Source organism: Streptomyces sp. Ncost-T10-10d (assembly GCF_900091955.1).
Taxonomy (GTDB): Bacteria; Actinomycetota; Actinomycetes; order Streptomycetales; family Streptomycetaceae; genus Streptomyces.
This window is the reverse complement of sequence record NZ_FMDF01000138.1, coordinates 64,080-79,975: the sequence shown is the minus strand read 5'-3', so window position 1 is coordinate 79,975 and position 15,896 is coordinate 64,080. Positions and strand designations below refer to the sequence as shown.

Below are 15,896 nucleotides of genomic sequence, written 5' to 3'. Positions count from 1 at the left end.
GGCTAGCCCTTGCGCGTGGTGCGCTCTTCTTTACTGCCCTCTTCGCCCACGATCCATGCCTCGGATTCGGATCGATGTGGCGACGCGTCCTGAGAATTGCGCGCCGCGTGCGGTTCGTCAAGGCCCCCCTGCCGGGACAACGCCTCGCGGCCCTCACCCGACCGCCTCCCGGCGCCGGCCGGCCGCCCCCGAGAGGCAACGGCGAAGATCACCATACTCGTCGCCACCGGAAGAGCAAGGCAGCCGCCGCGGGTACGCCGAAGGGCGACCACCCGGATGGGTGATCGCCCTTCGCGTTTTGACGTCCGTGCCGTGCGGCACAGGCAGTCAGAAGGAGTCAGCAGACTCCCTGAGTCACTTGACCTCGACGGAAGCGCCGGCGGCCTTGAGGGACTCGGCAGCCTTCTCGGCGGCCTCCTTGGCGACCTTCTCGAGAACCGGCTTCGGGGTGCCGTCGACGAGGTCCTTGGCCTCCTTCAGACCCAGCGAGGTCAGCTCACGCACGACCTTGATGACCTGGATCTTCTTCTCGCCGGCGCCGGTGAGGATGACGTCGAACTCGTCCTGCTCCTCGACGGCCTCAGCGGCGGCACCGGGGGCACCCGGGGCGGCAACGGCGACCGCGGCGGCGGCGGTGACGTCGAACTTCTCCTCGAAGGCCTTCACGAACTCGGAGAGCTCGATGAGGGTCATCTCTTCGAACTGCGCGAGCAGGTCGTCCTGGGACAGCTTCGCCATGATGGCGTCCTTCCACTAATTCGGCAGGTGCCGGAGTTACATGTAGGCGGGCGTACATTCGGCCCGCTGCGACCGTCGCCCTAGCGGGCGGCGATCATTGCGCGAGCCGAATTACTCGGCACCGCCCTGCTCGGCCTGCTTGGCACGAAGCGCCTCCGCGGTGCGGACGAACTTCGACGGGAGCGCCTGGAAGACCTGAGCAGCCTGAGTCTGCTTGCCCTTCATGGCGCCCGCCAGCTTGGCGAGCAGAACCTCGCGGGACTCGAGGTCCGCGAGCTTCTTGATCTCATCCGAGGTCAGTGCCTTACCGTCAAGGACACCGCCCTTGATGATGAGGTTCGGGTTCTCCTTGGCGAAGTCACGAAGACCCTTCGCCGACTCCACCGGGTCACCGGTGATGAAGGCAACCGCCGTCGGACCAGTGAACTGGTCGTCCAGCGAAGTGATCCCGGCCTCGTTGGCCGCAATCTTGGTCAGCGTGTTCTTCACCACGGCGTACTGGGCGTTCTCACCGAGCGAACGGCGCAGCGTCTTGAGCTGTGCCACGGTGAGACCCCGGTACTCGGTCAGCACGGCGGCGTTCGAGCTGCGGAACTGATCCGCGAGCTCGGCTACCGCGGCAGCCTTGTCGGGCCTTGCCATGAGCGTCGGCCTCCTTCCGGGTGATGAGGACCGCTCAGAAGGGGCCGGGAAAGACGAAACGCCCCGGCGCAGGCGCCAGGGCGTAGCTCGACCGAACGAAGTCCGGGAGCTTTCCACAGTCACCTGCGCAGGTCGCCCGTACTCAACGGATCCTTCGGTCGCTGTTCCCTCTTGCGAGAGCGCAGCAACGACCAGCGGTCTTTGGCTTCTGTAGGAGAGTACGCGACCGGGGTCGCGCCGAGCAAATCCGTCCCGCTTCGGGCGGTGCGGGAGGTTCAGTTCGTGCCCGAACCGGTCCGCTGCTGCTGCTTCACGAGATCGGTGAAGTCGACCGTGTCGCCGGCCGGAGGCTTCTCGACCGAGACGTCGGTGCCGTAGTCGCTGTAGTACACCGTCGAATTGAGCTCGCCTGTCTTCATCTGGCCGCGCTCGGTCTTCTTGACCAGCAGGTTGTTCTCGTCGACCCAGATGTCGACCTTCTCCGTGGTGATTCCGGCGGCGCTCAGCTGCTTCTTCAGCTGGTCGAGCTGGTCGGCATCGAGCGCGGAGTTCTTCGCGGTCAGTTCGGCGACGTCGAAGGTGCCGGAGTAGTGCGTGGCGGAGACCCCGCGTACGTCCTCCTGGCCGACCTTCTTCACGTCACCGGAGGCCAGCAGGGACTTCACGCCCTGGTCGGGGGTGGTGTTCTGCATCTGCTGCTTCATCGCCTCGCCGGAGGCGCCCGCGAGCTTGGCGAGGTCGGCGTAGCCGTAGCTGATCCAGTGCTTGCCGCCGGCCTGCCTGGCGAAGGTGTCGCCCATGTTGACGGCGTAGCCGTCCTTGAAATAGCGGGCCTGCGTCGTGCCACTGCCACCGTTCTGCTTCATGACGTCCGCCATGCTGCCGCCGGTGTACGTGATCTCCATGGTGCCGGTGAGACCGTCGGTCCAGTCGATGGTGCCGCTCTGCTTCATGGACATGGTGCTGCCCATCCGGATGGTGCCCTCGACCTTCGCCGAGCTCTCCCCACCGGTCTTCTTCTGCACGTCGCGCAACGCGGCGATGGGGTCGGCCTTCACCACGGCGCTGCCGCGGTTGTCGCCGCTGCCGTCCGATCCCCCGCAGGCCGCGACCGACGTCAGCGCCGCCGCCACCGCTATCGACAGACTCAAACGCCGCACGGTACTGGTCCTCATGTCCGCTTCCACCCCTCGTTCGGCTCTCGGAGCCTCACGCTAACGCACAGCTCCGACACAGCCACCGATCACGTACGGATACGAGGACGGGCCCCGCACCTCGAAAGGTTGCGGGGCCCGTCAATGTCACACGTGACGCGGCTTGCTGCCGAGCGCTGGGGCTCAGACGGCGGCCGGGTCCTCCTCGACGAGGAGGTTGCGGGTGCGGTTGGCGTCCAGCGGGATGCCGGGGCCCATCGTGGTGGCCAGTGCGGCCTTCTTGATGTAGCGGCCCTTGGCGGCGGACGGCTTCAGACGGAGGACTTCCTCCAGCGCCGCGGCGTAGTTCTCGACCAGCTTCGTGTCATCGAAGGAGACCTTGCCGATGATGAAGTGCAGGTTCGAGTGCTTGTCGACGCGGAACTCGATCTTGCCGCCCTTGATGTCGTTGACAGCCTTCGCGACATCGGGGGTGACCGTACCGGTCTTCGGGTTCGGCATCAGACCACGCGGACCGAGCACGCGGCCGAGGCGGCCGACCTTGCCCATGAGGTCCGGGGTCGCGACGACGGCGTCGAAGTCCAGACGGCCCTTCGCCACCTCGTCGATGAGCTCGTCGGCGCCGACGATGTCGGCGCCCGCGGCTTCCGCGGCCGCAGCACGGTCACCGGTCGCGAAGACCAGGACCCGGGCGGTCTTGCCGGTGCCGTGCGGGAGGTTCACGGTGCCACGGACCATCTGGTCGGCCTTGCGCGGGTCGACACCCAGACGGAAGGCGACCTCGACAGTGCCGTCGAACTTGGTGGTCGCGGTCTCCTTGGCGAGACGGACGGCCTCGAGCGGGGCGTAGAGGCGCTCCCGGTCGATCTTGGCGTCCGCAGCCCGGAGGTTCTTGCTGCGCTTCACTTCTACTCCTGTGGTTTCAGGGTGTGGAGTCGTGGTGCGGGCCAGCGCTTGGCCCTACCACTGAGGACGTGAGGGGCTGAATCAGCCTTCGACCGTGATGCCCATGGAACGGGCGGTGCCAGCGATGATCTTCGACGCGGCGTCGAGGTCGTTGGCGTTCAGGTCGGGGAGCTTCGTCGTGGCGATCTCACGGACCTGGGCAGCCGTCAGCTTGGCGACCTTGGTCTTGTGGGGCTCGCCGGAGCCCTTCTCCACGCCCGCGGCCTTGAGGATCAGCTTCGCGGCCGGCGGAGTCTTGGTGACGAAGGTGAAGGAACGGTCCTCGTAGACCGTGATCTCCACCGGCACGACCATGCCACGCTGCGACTCGGTCGCGGCGTTGTAGGCCTTGCAGAACTCCATGATGTTGACGCCGTGCTGGCCGAGCGCGGGGCCGACCGGCGGGGCCGGGTTGGCCGCACCGGCGTTGATCTGGAGCTTGATAAGCCCCGTGACCTTCTTCTTCTTGGGAGGCATTGCTCTCTCCGGGTCCTAGTGAGAGTGTTTCGCCGCCATCCGGTCATCCGGATGGAGGCATACCGCACAACGATAACGGGTATGGCTGCGCGACCAAAAACCGAGCAGGTCAGACAGGCTGTGAAGCCGGTCTGACCTGCTGGGTAGGCATGTGTCCAGAAACTGGCGGAAAGCCGCTAGTTCTTCTGGATCTGGTCGAAGCTGAGCTCGACCGGCGTCTCGCGGCCGAAGATCTCGACGAGACCCTTGACCTTCTTCGAGTCGGCGTTGATCTCGTTGATCGTCGCCTGCAGCGTCGCGAACGGGCCGTCGGTGACGGTGACCGAGTCGCCCACCTCGAAGTCGAGCACCTGCACCTCGACCTTGCGGGACGGAACCGGCTTGCCCTCGGCCTCGGCGGCCTCGCGGGCGGCCTTCTCCTCGGCCTCCGGGGCGAGCATCTTGACGATCTCGTCCAGGGTCAGCGGGTACGGGTCGTAGGCGTTACCCACGAAGCCGGTGACGCCAGGGGTGTTGCGGACGACGCCCCAGGACTCGTTCGTCAGATCCATGCGCACCAGGACATAGCCCGGGAGCTTGTTCTGGCGAACGTTCTTGCGCTCGCCGTTCTTGATCTGGACGATCTCTTCCTCGGGCACTTCGGCCTGGTAGATGAACTCCTCGACGTTGAGCGAGACGGCGCGCTGCTCCAGGTTGGCCTTCACGCGCTTCTCGTAACCGGCGTACGTGTGGATGACGTACCACTCGCCGGGAAGGCCGCGCAGCTCCTCGCGCAGCGCGGTGACGGCGTCGACGGGGGCGGCCGGCTCGGCCTCTTCCCCGGCTTCCTCGTCGTCGCTCTCGGAACCGGCGTCGGCCTCCGCGGCGTCGTCGTCCTCGGCGTGCAGAGCCGCCTGCTCGGCGGGCTCACCTACGGCGTCGTCGGCAGCTTCGGCCTGGTCCGGCTCCTCGGCGTCCGCCGCCTCGACGATGTCGAGCTCGTCCTCGGCGGACTCGAAGGCGCCCGCCTTCGGCTCGTCGGCGTCGTTCAGGTTCGGGTCAGACACGGTGGCTGCTTCTTCCTGGATACAAATGGGTGGAACATGCGAAAGGGGCGCCCATGAGGCGCCCTCCGCGGGATCAGCCGAAGACGTACTTGATGACCCGCTGGAATCCGAAGTCAATCACGGTCACCAGACCAATCATGACGACGACGAAGACAATCACCACTGAGGTGTATGTCGTCAGCTGATTACGAGTCGGCCAGACGACCTTGCGCAACTCGGCGACGATCTGGCGGTAGAACAGCGCGAGGCGGCCCAGAGGACCCTTCTTACCGCGCTTGCCGCCCTTCCGGGTCTTCTTCTTCGACTCGGGCACTTCATCCTCGGCATCAGGCATGTCGATGGAGCCCACGGCGTCCGTCACGCTTCTCACCTGATTCCGGGTCATGGCCGTGCCGCGCCCGGTGGAGCCGCACGGCGGTGCATTGAAGTACGTACATGCGCACACATCCTGGCGAAGGAGTGTGTAGCAGGGCCGGAGGGACTTGAACCCCCAACCGCTGGTTTTGGAGACCAGTGCTCTACCAATTGAGCTACGACCCTTTGTGGTTTCCACCAACCTACCGCATCTTCCCCGATGCTCCGGGTGTGGGAACGGTGTGGCTGGTGAAGGCCAACGACAGGTGAGTGTACGTGCTCAGCGGCCCGGCGTCGAACAGATAGCTCCCGACAACTCCTGGTCGCATGTTGTCCGCATGCTGTCCGAGTCCTGTCCGGTCCCTGAAACCCCTGTGCCGACAGGGATTGCGGTCTGGGACCATGGGGGTCATGAGCGCTGCAACTTCTCCCTCCGAGCGCCGGGTCTCCGCCCGCATCGGTGCAATCTCCGAATCCGCCACCCTCGCCGTCGACGCCAAGGCCAAGGCCCTCAAGGCCGCCGGCCGTCCGGTGATCGGCTTCGGTGCCGGTGAGCCCGACTTCCCGACCCCCGGATACATCGTCGAGGCCGCGGTCGAGGCCTGCCGCAACCCGAAGTACCACCGTTACACCCCGGCAGGAGGGCTCCCGGAGCTCAAGGCCGCCATTGCGGAGAAGACGCTGCGCGACTCCGGCTACGAGGTCGACGCCTCCCAGATCCTGGTGACCAACGGCGGCAAGCAGGCCATCTACGAGGCGTTCGCCGCGATCCTCGACCCGGGCGACGAGGTCATCGTCCCGGCTCCGTACTGGACCACCTACCCCGAGTCGATCCGGCTGGCCGGCGGTGTCCCGGTGGAGGTCGTGGCCGACGAGACCACCGGTTACCGGGTCTCCGTCGAGCAGCTGGAGGCGGCGCGCACCGAGCGTACGAAGGTCGTCCTGTTCGTCTCCCCGTCGAACCCGACCGGTGCGGTGTACAGCGAGGCCGACGCCAAGGCGATCGGTGAGTGGGCGGTCGAGCACGGCCTGTGGGTGCTCACCGACGAGATCTACGAGCACCTGGTCTACGGCACCGCGAAGTTCACCTCGCTGCCCGCGCTCGTGCCCGCCCTGCGCGACAAGTGCATCGTGGTCAACGGTGTCGCCAAGACGTACGCGATGACCGGCTGGCGCGTGGGCTGGCTCATCGGCCCCAAGGACGTCGTCAAGGCCGCGACCAACCTGCAGTCGCACGCCACGTCCAACGTCTCCAACGTCGCCCAGATCGCCGCGCTGGCCGCCGTCTCGGGGAACCTGGACGCCGTCGCCGAGATGCGTACCGCCTTCGACCGCCGTCGGCAGACCATCGTCCGGATGCTCAACGAGATCGACGGCGTGCTGTGCCCGGAGCCCGAGGGCGCGTTCTACGCGTACCCCTCGGTGAAGGAACTGCTCGGCAAGGAGATCCGCGGCAAGCGTCCGGCCACCGCCGTCGAGCTGGCGGCGCTCATCCTGGACGAGGCCGAGGTCGCGGTCGTACCGGGCGAGGCCTTCGGCACGCCGGGCTACCTGCGGCTCTCGTACGCCCTGGGTGACGACGACCTCGTCGAGGGCGTCTCGCGGCTCCAGAAGCTGCTGGGCGAGGCCAAGGCCTGAGCACGTCCTGAATTCAGTGGGCGACCCCCGGCTCCGGCCGGGGGTCGCTTTCTTGTTCGAGGGCCAATCCGATAGGTAAAGCGGCTACCGCTGAAGCCCACGTGTGCGGCAGGATCTTCGAATGGAGCGTGATGTACGGCTGTTGCCCAAGGCCCACCTGCACTTGCATTTCACCGGGTCGATGCGGCCCACGACCCTGCTCGAACTCGCCGACAAGTACGGCGTGCGTCTGCCGGAGGCCCTGACCAGCGGCGAGCCGCCCAGGCTGCGGGCCACGGACGAGCGCGGATGGTTCCGCTTCCAGCGGCTCTACGACATCGCCCGGTCCTGCCTGAGGGCCCCCGAGGACATCCAGCGGCTCGTGCGCGAAACGGCCCAGGAGGACGTCTCGGACGGCTCCGGCTGGCTGGAGATCCAGGTCGATCCCACGTCGTACGCCCCGCTGCTCGGCGGGCTGATCCCGGCGATCGAGATCATCCTGGACGCGGTGGACAGCGCCTCGCGGGAGACCGGTCTGCCGATCCGGGTGGTGATCGCGGCGAACCGTATGAAGCATCCGCTGGACGCCCGGACGCTGGCCCGGCTCGCGGTGCGGTACGTGGACCGCGGCGTCGTCGGATTCGGGCTCTCCAACGACGAGCGCCGGGGAATGGCCCGGGACTTCGACCGGGCCTTCGCCATCGCCCGCGACGGCGGTCTGCTGGCGGCCCCGCACGGCGGCGAGCTGGCCGGCCCTGCGAGCGTGCGGGACTGTCTGGACGATCTGGACGCGGCCCGGATCGGGCACGGCGTACGGGCCGCCGAGGACCCGAGGCTGCTGCGCAGGCTGGCGGAGCGCGGGGTGACCTGCGAGGTGTGCCCGTCGTCGAACGTGGCGCTGGGCGTCTACGAGAAGCCCGCCGATGTACCCCTGCGCACATTGTTCGAAGCCGGGGTACCGATGGCACTGGGTGCGGACGATCCGCTGCTCTTCGGCTCCCGGCTGGCCGCGCAGTACGACCTCGTGCGGCGCCACCACGCGTTCACGGACGAGGAGCTGGCGGAATTGGCCAGGCAGTCGGTGCGCGGCTCCGCAGCGCCGGCCACGGTACGGACGGAGCTCCTGGCGGGCATCGATGACTGGCTGTCGAAGCCGGCGGGCCAGGAACCTGGTCCGGGATTGATTCCCCCCGACCGCCGGACGGGCCCGGCCTACTCCCCGACGCCCTGCATCAGCGTCCTGGCCACGGACGCGGCGAACGCGTCGAGGGACTGCGGCGGCCCGCCGGCCTCCGTGGCCTCGTAGGCGAACGCCCGCTGCGCGCAGGCGCCGAGGAGCAGTGACGCGGCCGCATAGGTGTCCACGTCGGACCGCACCCGCCCGGCGGCCTGCTCGGAGCGCAGATACGCGTCCAGGCCGCGGATGGGCATGTGCGGGCCGGTGCCCAGCTCCCTCATCACCGCGTTGTGGCGTTCCTTGAGCCTGGGCTCGGCGTACAGCGAGGCGGCGATCGGGAAGCTCTGTTCGTAGAAGAGGGCGGCCTGGCGGGCGATCTCGGTGAGGTTCTGCTCGACGGTGCGCTCCCCCACCCCAGGGGTCGCGATGAGCCGCTTCAGCAGCGGGTTGAGCCTGGGCAGCCGCTCTTTGAGCACGGCCACGAACAGCTCTTCCTTGCTGGGGAAGTGCTTGTAGAGCGCGGCCTCCGAGCAGCCTGCGGCTCGGGCGATCTCCTTGGTGGTGGCGCGGGCCAGGCCGATGGTGAGCATCAGCTGATGGGCAGCGTCGACGATGCGGACGCGGGCCGGCTTCTGCTCCATGTGCACTCCAATGAAGCTTGACGAGGTGGTGAGTATCCACTCACTCTAGGGGTGAGTGAATACTTACCCACCCTGGGAGGGTGCGCAATGAGGATCACAGTGTTCGGTGCGACGGGCGGCATCGGCCGGGAGATCGTCCGCCAGGCGGTGGCGGCGGGCCATGAAGTGACGGCGGTGGTCCGTGATCCGGCGCGACTGCCCGTCCTGCTCTCCGACGTACAGGTCCTCACAGCGCCGCGCATCGACGACCCGGAGGCGCTGCGCGAGGCGGTCGCGGGCCGGGACGCCGTGCTTTCCGGCCTCGGCTCACGCGGCCGGAAGGCCGACGGGATCGCCGAGCGGCTCACCCGGTCGGTGCTGCGGGCGATGGAGGCCGAGGGGACGCGGCGGCTGCTGGTGGTCAGCGCGGCCCCGGTCGCACCGAAGCCGGCGGACGACCCGCTGCTGGACCGGATGATGCTGAAGGCGATCGGGGCGATCCTCAAGGAGGTCTACGCGGACCTGACGTTGATGGAGGCCGCGCTGGCCCGCAGCGCGACGGACTGGACGTCCGTACGGCCGCCGAAGCTCACCAATGGACCGCTCACGGGGACGTACCGCACGGTCTACGGCAGCAACCCGCGCAGCGGCCGGTCCATCTCGCGGGCCGATGTGGCGCACGCGATGCTGGCGCTGATCGACGATCCGGCGGCGGTGAAGCAGGGCGTGGGCGTGGCGTACTGAGCGGCGGGCCTGCTACAGGCTCACGCCGACCGTCACGGGTTCGTTGACGAGCGTGACGCCGAATGCCTCATGGACCCCGGCGACGACCTCACGGGCGAGCGCGAGGAGGTCCTCGGTGGTCGCGCCGCCGCGGTTGGTGAGCGCGAGGGTGTGCTTGGTGGAGATACGGGCCGGTCCCGTGCCGTATCCCTTGGTGAAACCGGCCTTGTCGATGAGCCAGGCCGCGGAGGTCTTGATGCGTCCCCCGCCCGCGGGGAAGGCGGGGGGCGTCACCTCGGAGCCGAGCCGGTCCTTGGCGCGGGCGAGGAACGCCTCGTACTCCGCCTCCTCCAGGATCGGGTTGGTGAAGAAGGAACCGGCCGACCAGGAGTCGTGGTCCTCCGGGTCCAGCACCATGCCCTTGCCGGCGCGGAGCCTGAGCACCGTTTCACGGGCGGCCGCGGCGGGCACGCGCTCGCCCTGTTCGACGCCCATGGCGCGGGCCGTTTCGGGGTACTTCAGGGGCGCGGACAGACCGCCCGCCTCTTCCAGCTCGAAGCGGACACGCAGCACGACGAAGCGGTCGGGTTCGGCCTTGAACCGACTGTGCCGGTACGAGAATGCGCACTCGGCGTTCGGGATGGTGACCGTTTCGCGGGTGTACCGGTCGTAGGCGACGACCTCCGTGATGGTGGAGGACACTTCCTGGCCGTAGGCGCCCACGTTCTGGATCGGCGTCGCCCCCGCGGAGCCCGGAATTCCGGCCAGGCACTCGATGCCTGCCAGACCGGCCTCGACGGTGCGGGCGACGGCGTCCGTCCAGACCTCCCCGGCGGCCAGTTCCAGCGTCCCGCCGTCCAGGGCGAAGCCCTTGGTCGCGATGCGCAGGGCAGTGCCGTCGAAGCCCTTGTCGCCGATGACCAGGTTGCTGCCGCCGCCGATGACGAGGAGCGGGGTGCCGCTCTCGTCGGCCTCGCGCACGGCTTCGATCACCTCGGCGTCGGTCGTCGCCGTGCGGAGGAGGGCGGCGGGGCCGCCGAGCCGGAAGGTCGTCAGGGGGGCGAGGGGGGCGTCGTGGAGTTCCTGCACGGGGACAAGAGTACGGTCCGTGGCCCCGCCGCTCGGGCGGGGCCACGGACCGTACGCACGGAGCCGTGGCTCAGGCTGCGGTCAGGATGCGCTCCTCGGCCACCTCGGGCTCCGGGGCCGCCGTGTGGCGGCGGCCCGGGATGAGCAGGGCGACCAGGGCGGCCAGCGCCACCACGCCGGCACCGATCCACACCGCCGGAACGGTCCCGTCCGTGAAGGACCGCGCGGATTCGTACCCGCCCTGCGAGGAGAAGACCGTGGCGAGCACGGCGACCCCGAGAGCTCCGCCGACCTCGCGCAGGGCGTTGTTGGCGCCGGAGGCGATGCCCTGCTCGCTGGGGCGGACGCTGGACATCACGAGGCTGGCGGCGGGCGCGAAGTACAGGGCCATGCCGACGCCGCCGACGATCAGACCGGGTAGTTGCGAGACGTACGAGGCATCGGGGCCGAGAACCGTCGCGAAGAAGGCGAGGCCGGCCGCCTGGAGCACGAGCCCGGCCACGACCACGGGCCGCCCGCCGAAGCGGTCGGAGAGCATCCCCGCGACGGGCGCGACCAGCATCGGCATTCCGGTCCAGGGCAGCATCCGCAGGCCGGCCTGGGTGGGCGAGTAGCCCAGCACGCCCTGGAAGTACTGGCTGAGCAGGAAGATCGACCCGAACATCCCGAGGAACATCAGCAGGCCAGCCATGTTGATCCCGAAGAACGCGCGGCTGCGGAAGAGCCGCATGGGCAGCATCGGGTTCTTCGCGTGGAAGCCGTGGTGGATGAACCCGCCGACGAGCGCGGCACCGACGATCAGGGCCGTGAGGACGGTGGGGCTGGTCCAGCCGTCGGAGTTGGCGTTGACCAGGCCGTAGACGATGCCGAAGAGTCCGCCGCTGACCAGGAGTGTGCCGGGTATGTCGAGACGTGAGTCCGGCGCGTACGACTCCCTCAGGCGCAGCCGCGCCAGCGGCAGCAGGACCAGACCGATCGGGACGTTCAGCCAGAAGATCCACTGCCAGGAGAGGTGTTCGGTGAGGCTGCCGCCGACCAGGGGGCCACTGGCCACGGCCAGTCCGGTGACGGCACTGAAGATGCCGAGCGCGGTACCGCGACGGGCGGGTGGCACGGCGGCCGTGAGCAGGGTGAGCGTCAGCGGCATCATGATCGCCGCGCCCACACCCTGGACAGCCCGGAAGGCGATGAGTTCGTTGATGCCGGGCGAGAGGGCGGCCGCGGCGGAGGCGCCGGTGAAGACGGTGAGCCCGGCGAGGAAGAGCCGGCGGCGGCCGAACCGGTCGCCGAGGGCGGCCCCGAGCATCAGCAGCACGGCGAAGGTGAGGGTGTAGGCGTTCACCGTCCATTCGAGCTCCGCCAGTTCGCCGCCGAGGCTCTTGCGGATGGAGGGCAGGGCGGTGGTGACGACGAGGTTGTCGAGGGCTGCCATGAATCCTGCGACGCTGGTGATGACAAGGGCCCAGACCGCTCCTGAGCGGCCCGTCGTGTGCTGGTTCACTGCTCCCCCTGGGGGTTAGTTATCAATGACTAACTTCTCTGGGCAGGAAACCGGGCAGAACCCGGGTCGCACTGTTCAGGCGTTCGGCTTGGCCGAGTCATAGAACCCCGACCAGATCCGGTGACCGGCCGGAAAACCGAGCGAGGCCAGGGTGTTGACGAGCATGCCGTACGCGAGAAACGTCGTCGTCTCACCAAGATCGGCACCGAGTGCGAGATGGATCTCGTCCCACATCCGCAGCCAGCCGGCCCGAATCGACTCGCCGAACTCGTGGTCCCCCGAGGCCTCGGCCGCCGCGACGGCCGCGTACACCTGCATCTGCATCAGCAGCTTGTCCGGATCGCCGACGATCAGGCGCTGATACGCCGCGGCCATGGCATGCAGCGCCTCGTCACCCTCCAGACCTTCGGCCGCGTCGGAGAAGACCTTCCGGGTGTCCACGAGGCAGCGCTCGGCGGCGGCGAGGAACATGGCCTGCTTGTTGGGAAAGAGGCGGAACAGGTACGGCTGCGAGACACCGACGCGCTTGGCGATCGCCTCGGTGGAGGTGGCGGCGTAACCACCTCGGGCGAACTCGGTGATAGCCGCGCGGATGACGCTCTCGCGCCGCTCGTCTGCACTCATCCTTGCCATGCAATAAAGTTAGTACTCAATCACTAACTTGGTCAAGCGGTCCGCCGGGCCTGTCGAACGACGCGCCGGGCGACCGCATGCGTGAGGGGCACCGCCCAAGGACAGTGCCCCTCACCCGCACACAACGGCCTCAGCCGAGCTGCACCACCGCACGGGACATGCCCAGCACCTTCTTGCCCTCACTCATGGCCGTCAGGTCCACCCGCACCTGCCTGTCGTCCAGCAGGGCGGCCACCTTGGCGCTGACCTCGATCAGGGCGCCCTTGTCGTCGTTCGGCACGACGACCGGCTTGGTGAACCGCACCCCGTACTCGACGACCGCCCCGGGGTCGCCGACCCAGTCCGTGACCACCCGGATCGCCTCGGCCATGGTGAACATGCCGTGCGCGATCACATCCGGCAGTCCGACCTCGCGGGCGAACTTCTCGTTCCAGTGGATCGGGTTGAAGTCACCGGAAGCGCCCGCGTACTGCACCAGCGTCGCCCGGCTCACCGGGAAGGACTGCGCCGGCAGCTCCGTACCGACCTCGACCGACTCGTAGGCAATCTTCGCCGTCATCACGCCTCCTCGGCGGCGCGCGCCACCAGCTTCGTCCACGCGGTCACGACGTGCTCACCGGATTCGTCGTGGACCTCGCCACGGATGTCCAGGACGTCGTTGCCCGCCAGGGACTTGATGCCCTCGATCGTCGAGGTGACCGTCAGCCGGTCCCCCGCCCGCACGGGGCGCACATAGGCGAACTTCTGGTCACCGTGCACCACGCGGCTGTAGTCCAGGCCCAGCTGCGGGTCCTGCACCACCTGTCCCGCGGCCTTGAAGGTGATCGAGAAGACGAACGTCGGCGGCGCGATCACATCGCTATGACCGAGCGCCTTGGCGGCCTCGGGATCGACGTACACCGGATTCGTGTCGCCCACCGCCTCGGCGAACTCGCGAATCTTCTCCCGGCCGACCTCGTACGGCGGGGTGGGCGGATAGATCCGCCCCACGAAGGACTGGTCGAGCGCCATGAGCTCGCTACCTCCTGATGAAAGATGAAAAGGCCGAAGGACAGCCTCCATACAACGACACGAGGCCGCCCCCAATGGGGACGGCCTCGTGTACGAGCCTGTTTCAGCGCGTTTCGCGGTGCGCAGTGTGCGAGTTGCAGCGCGGGCAGTGCTTCTTCATCTCAAGACGGTCCGGGTTGTTACGCCGGTTCTTCTTGGTGATGTAGTTCCGCTCCTTGCACTCCACGCAGGCCAGCGTGATCTTCGGGCGGACGTCGGTGGCAGCCACGTGAGTGCTCCTTGGACGGACGGATGGACGGATGAACGCAAAAAAGAGTAGCCGATCGAAGGACCGACCCCACAATCGGCTACCGTGAGTAGCGGTGACCGGACTTGAACCGGTGACACAGCGATTATGAGCCGCTTGCTCTACCGACTGAGCTACACCGCTTTGATGACGAGTCCCCCCACCGAAGCGGGGTTTCCCGATCACCAGAGCCCCAATGCGGAATCGAACCGCAGACCTTCTCCTTACCATGGAGACGCTCTACCGACTGAGCTATTGGGGCGAGCGATGAAGACATTACACGGTTGGTCGCCGATCGCCCAAATCCGTTTCGCAGCCCCGACCTGCGCCCTTGATCGAGACCCCTTCGACTCCTCGATCAGCGGCCTTCCGGCCCACCCACCAGCTGCTTGAACAGCGCCGCAGCCATCGCATGAGCCACCGCGGCCCCAGCCGTACACCCGTGCCCCGGATGCCCCTCAGGGCCACACCGGTACGACTATTTCGCTCCTCCTCGAACCGGACCGAACACGCCCCTAGGCTCGACTCACTCTGCGTGATCTTGTACCCCTTCCCAGGAGCGCGATGCCCGACAGCCAGCCGCGGCAGCCGGACGGCGACGCCGCCGACGCGGCCGACGCGACCAGCAGCCCCGACACCGCCGAGACCGGCACCCTGGTGCTCTGCGGCGCCCGTCTCACCGACGGCCGCATCGTGGACGTACGGCTCGGCGGCAGCCGCATCGAGGCCGTCGGCACCGCGGGCAGCCTGACCGCACCGGGTCCGCGGGTGGACCTGCGCGGCTATCTGCTGCTCCCCGCGCCCGCCGAGCCCCACGCCCACAGCGACACCGCGCTCACCGCCCACGCTGCGGGCCCCGACAGTCCGGGACCCGCGTCACACCGCCGGGAGGACATCCAGCGCCGCGCCACCGAGGCTTCCCTGCTGCAGCTCGGCCACGGCGCCACCGCGCTGCGCGCACACGTGCGGATCGGGGACGTCCAGGGCCTCACCTCCCTCGAAGCCGTATTGCAGGCCCGCCGTTCGCTGCGCGGACTCGCCGAGCTGACCACCGTCGCCGTACCCCGGCTGCTCACCGGCGTCGCGGGCGCCGACAACCTGGCCATGCTGCGTGACGCCGTGAAGATGGGGGCCGGCGCGGTCGGCGGCTGCCCGGACCTCGACCCGGATCCGGCGGGGTACGCGGAAGCCGTCCTGGAGATCGCCGCCGAACAGGGATGCCCCGTCGATCTGCACACGCACGGTGACAATCCGGCCCGGCTCGGCCGACTCGCCGCCATGGCGGGCGGGCTACGGCCCGGTGTCTCCATCGGCCCGTGCGCCGGCCTCTCCCGGCTTCCCCCTCAGGCCGCGGCCCGCGCCGCCGACCAGCTCGCCGCGGCCGGGGTGACGGTGGTCTGCCTCCCCCAGGGCGGCTGCTGCGGCGTGGAAGGCCGGGGCACCGCCCCCGTACGGCTGCTGCGTGCGGCCGGGGTGCGGGTCGCGGCGGGTAGCGGAGCACTGCGGGACTTCGCAAACCCCGTGGGCCGCGGGGATCCGCTGGAGGCCGCCTACCTGCTGGCCTCGCAGAGCGGGATGCGGGCCGATGAGGCGTACGGGGCCGTCTCCTCGGTCGCGAGGAAGGCGATGGGGCTGCCCGAAGTCAGGGTCGAGGCCGGCTTCCCGGCCGAGCTGCTCGCCGTACGCGGGGAGCAGCTCTCCGGCGTGCTGTCGCTCGCCTACAGCCGGGTCGTGGTGCATCGCGGCCGGGTCGTGACGCGGACGAGTGCGGTGCGCGAGTACTGCGACTCGGAGACCGTCGTCGCCCTGGGCCTGCCCCGCCAGGCCCGGCCGGATTCCGGTCCCTGCGGCGGGCCCTGAGCGCGTGGGCCCGCCGCGGCGTA

The 15,896-nt window shown here is 68.6% G+C and carries 17 protein-coding genes, 3 tRNA genes and 1 pseudogene; 4 read left to right on the top strand and 17 right to left on the bottom strand.

The window, feature by feature from the left end; all coding sequences use genetic code 11:
- Nucleotides 1-354 precede the first annotated feature (354 nt).
- From rplL to GA0115254_RS23275, 8 genes are all read right to left on the bottom strand, one after another.
- Nucleotides 355-738, bottom strand: a complete 384-nt coding sequence (rplL, locus tag GA0115254_RS23310; protein WP_093897231.1) for a 50S ribosomal protein L7/L12 — start codon at nucleotides 736-738, stop codon at nucleotides 355-357.
- 111 nt (nucleotides 739-849) lie between these two features.
- The gene (gene rplJ, locus GA0115254_RS23305; protein ID WP_093897230.1) at nucleotides 850-1,380 is read right to left on the bottom strand and encodes a 50S ribosomal protein L10; all 531 of its coding nucleotides are present in this window, start codon (nucleotides 1,378-1,380) and stop codon (nucleotides 850-852) included.
- A 275-nt stretch (nucleotides 1,381-1,655) separates the two neighbouring features.
- Nucleotides 1,656-2,555 carry an SCO4651 family lipoprotein gene (locus GA0115254_RS23300; protein ID WP_093897229.1) on the bottom strand — a complete coding sequence of 300 codons (900 nt, stop codon included), beginning with the start codon at nucleotides 2,553-2,555 and terminating at the stop codon, nucleotides 1,656-1,658.
- A 162-nt stretch (nucleotides 2,556-2,717) separates the two neighbouring features.
- Nucleotides 2,718-3,440: a 50S ribosomal protein L1 gene (gene rplA, locus GA0115254_RS23295; RefSeq protein WP_093897228.1), complete on the bottom strand. Its 723-nt coding sequence runs from the start codon at nucleotides 3,438-3,440 to the stop codon at nucleotides 2,718-2,720.
- A gap of 81 nt (nucleotides 3,441-3,521) precedes the next feature.
- Complete coding sequence (gene rplK / locus GA0115254_RS23290; protein WP_006126872.1) at nucleotides 3,522-3,956, bottom strand: 50S ribosomal protein L11; 435 nt, start codon at nucleotides 3,954-3,956, stop codon at nucleotides 3,522-3,524.
- Nucleotides 3,957-4,132: 176 nt separating this feature from the next.
- The gene (nusG, locus tag GA0115254_RS23285; protein ID WP_093897227.1) at nucleotides 4,133-5,002 is read right to left on the bottom strand and encodes a transcription termination/antitermination protein NusG; all 870 of its coding nucleotides are present in this window, start codon (nucleotides 5,000-5,002) and stop codon (nucleotides 4,133-4,135) included.
- A 73-nt stretch (nucleotides 5,003-5,075) separates the two neighbouring features.
- Complete coding sequence (secE, locus tag GA0115254_RS23280) at nucleotides 5,076-5,363, bottom strand: preprotein translocase subunit SecE (RefSeq protein ID WP_073732696.1); 288 nt, start codon at nucleotides 5,361-5,363, stop codon at nucleotides 5,076-5,078.
- Nucleotides 5,364-5,469: 106 nt separating this feature from the next.
- Nucleotides 5,470-5,542, bottom strand: a tRNA-Trp gene (locus GA0115254_RS23275).
- Between the two features lie 225 nt (nucleotides 5,543-5,767).
- On the opposite strand from GA0115254_RS23275, the gene GA0115254_RS23270 reads away from it, so the two are divergent.
- Nucleotides 5,768-6,994, top strand: a complete 1,227-nt coding sequence (locus GA0115254_RS23270) for a pyridoxal phosphate-dependent aminotransferase (protein WP_093897287.1) — start codon at nucleotides 5,768-5,770, stop codon at nucleotides 6,992-6,994.
- Nucleotides 6,995-7,115: 121 nt separating this feature from the next.
- Nucleotides 7,116-8,123, top strand: a pseudogene (locus tag GA0115254_RS23265) (adenosine deaminase); the annotation flags it as partial.
- Nucleotides 8,124-8,185: 62 nt separating this feature from the next.
- Here GA0115254_RS23265 and GA0115254_RS23260 read toward each other — a convergent pair.
- Nucleotides 8,186-8,791, bottom strand: coding sequence for a TetR/AcrR family transcriptional regulator (locus GA0115254_RS23260; RefSeq protein WP_093897226.1), 606 nt, complete (start codon nucleotides 8,789-8,791; stop codon nucleotides 8,186-8,188).
- A gap of 87 nt (nucleotides 8,792-8,878) precedes the next feature.
- Between GA0115254_RS23260 and GA0115254_RS23255 the strand changes: the two genes are divergently transcribed.
- Nucleotides 8,879-9,514 (top strand): NAD(P)-dependent oxidoreductase, encoded by a 636-nt coding sequence (locus tag GA0115254_RS23255; protein ID WP_093897225.1) that lies wholly within the window; start codon nucleotides 8,879-8,881, stop codon nucleotides 9,512-9,514.
- Between the two features lie 12 nt (nucleotides 9,515-9,526).
- Here the strand turns inward: GA0115254_RS23255 and GA0115254_RS23250 are convergent, their stop codons facing one another.
- From GA0115254_RS23250 to GA0115254_RS23215, 8 genes are all read right to left on the bottom strand, one after another.
- The gene (locus GA0115254_RS23250; RefSeq protein WP_093897224.1) at nucleotides 9,527-10,582 is read right to left on the bottom strand and encodes a UDP-N-acetylmuramate dehydrogenase; all 1,056 of its coding nucleotides are present in this window, start codon (nucleotides 10,580-10,582) and stop codon (nucleotides 9,527-9,529) included.
- Between the two features lie 70 nt (nucleotides 10,583-10,652).
- The gene (locus GA0115254_RS23245) at nucleotides 10,653-12,083 is read right to left on the bottom strand and encodes an MFS transporter (protein WP_093897223.1); all 1,431 of its coding nucleotides are present in this window, start codon (nucleotides 12,081-12,083) and stop codon (nucleotides 10,653-10,655) included.
- 75 nt (nucleotides 12,084-12,158) lie between these two features.
- A complete protein-coding gene (locus tag GA0115254_RS23240) occupies nucleotides 12,159-12,707 on the bottom strand; it encodes a TetR/AcrR family transcriptional regulator (protein WP_093897222.1) in 549 nt (182 codons plus the stop codon).
- 139 nt (nucleotides 12,708-12,846) lie between these two features.
- Entirely contained in the window at nucleotides 12,847-13,275 is a 429-nt protein-coding gene (locus tag GA0115254_RS23235) for a MaoC family dehydratase (RefSeq protein ID WP_093897221.1), read from the bottom strand.
- Nucleotides 13,275-13,727: a MaoC family dehydratase N-terminal domain-containing protein gene (locus GA0115254_RS23230; protein WP_093897220.1), complete on the bottom strand. Its 453-nt coding sequence runs from the start codon at nucleotides 13,725-13,727 to the stop codon at nucleotides 13,275-13,277. Before GA0115254_RS23230 ends, GA0115254_RS23235 begins: the two co-directional genes overlap by 1 nt.
- 103 nt (nucleotides 13,728-13,830) lie before the next feature.
- Complete coding sequence (gene rpmG, locus GA0115254_RS23225) at nucleotides 13,831-13,995, bottom strand: 50S ribosomal protein L33 (RefSeq protein WP_003956487.1); 165 nt, start codon at nucleotides 13,993-13,995, stop codon at nucleotides 13,831-13,833.
- An 89-nt stretch (nucleotides 13,996-14,084) separates the two neighbouring features.
- A tRNA-Met gene (locus GA0115254_RS23220) sits at nucleotides 14,085-14,157 on the bottom strand.
- Between the two features lie 45 nt (nucleotides 14,158-14,202).
- A tRNA-Thr gene (locus GA0115254_RS23215) sits at nucleotides 14,203-14,275 on the bottom strand.
- Between the two features lie 302 nt (nucleotides 14,276-14,577).
- Between GA0115254_RS23215 and GA0115254_RS23210 the strand changes: the two genes are divergently transcribed.
- Nucleotides 14,578-15,873: an amidohydrolase family protein gene (locus GA0115254_RS23210; RefSeq protein ID WP_093897219.1), complete on the top strand. Its 1,296-nt coding sequence runs from the start codon at nucleotides 14,578-14,580 to the stop codon at nucleotides 15,871-15,873.
- Nucleotides 15,874-15,896: the final 23 nt, after the last annotated feature.

Bases quoted from the DNA above. Each gene is read 5' to 3' on its own strand.
- rplL (WP_093897231.1), bottom strand. From the start codon at position 738: ATGGCGAAGCTGTCCCAGGACGACCTGCTCGCGCAGTTCGAAGAGATG.
- GA0115254_RS23210 (WP_093897219.1), top strand. From the start codon at position 14,578: ATGCCCGACAGCCAGCCGCGGCAGCCGGACGGCGACGCCGCCGACGCG.
- GA0115254_RS23255 (WP_093897225.1), top strand. From the start codon at position 8,879: ATGAGGATCACAGTGTTCGGTGCGACGGGCGGCATCGGCCGGGAGATC.
- GA0115254_RS23230 (WP_093897220.1), bottom strand. From the start codon at position 13,727: ATGGCGCTCGACCAGTCCTTCGTGGGGCGGATCTATCCGCCCACCCCG.
- GA0115254_RS23270 (WP_093897287.1), top strand. From the start codon at position 5,768: ATGAGCGCTGCAACTTCTCCCTCCGAGCGCCGGGTCTCCGCCCGCATC.
- rplJ (WP_093897230.1), bottom strand. From the start codon at position 1,380: ATGGCAAGGCCCGACAAGGCTGCCGCGGTAGCCGAGCTCGCGGATCAG.
- GA0115254_RS23235 (WP_093897221.1), bottom strand. From the start codon at position 13,275: ATGACGGCGAAGATTGCCTACGAGTCGGTCGAGGTCGGTACGGAGCTG.
- rplK (WP_006126872.1), bottom strand. From the start codon at position 3,956: ATGCCTCCCAAGAAGAAGAAGGTCACGGGGCTTATCAAGCTCCAGATC.
- GA0115254_RS23260 (WP_093897226.1), bottom strand. From the start codon at position 8,791: ATGGAGCAGAAGCCGGCCCGCGTCCGCATCGTCGACGCTGCCCATCAG.
- GA0115254_RS23300 (WP_093897229.1), bottom strand. From the start codon at position 2,555: ATGAGGACCAGTACCGTGCGGCGTTTGAGTCTGTCGATAGCGGTGGCG.
- GA0115254_RS23240 (WP_093897222.1), bottom strand. From the start codon at position 12,707: ATGAGTGCAGACGAGCGGCGCGAGAGCGTCATCCGCGCGGCTATCACC.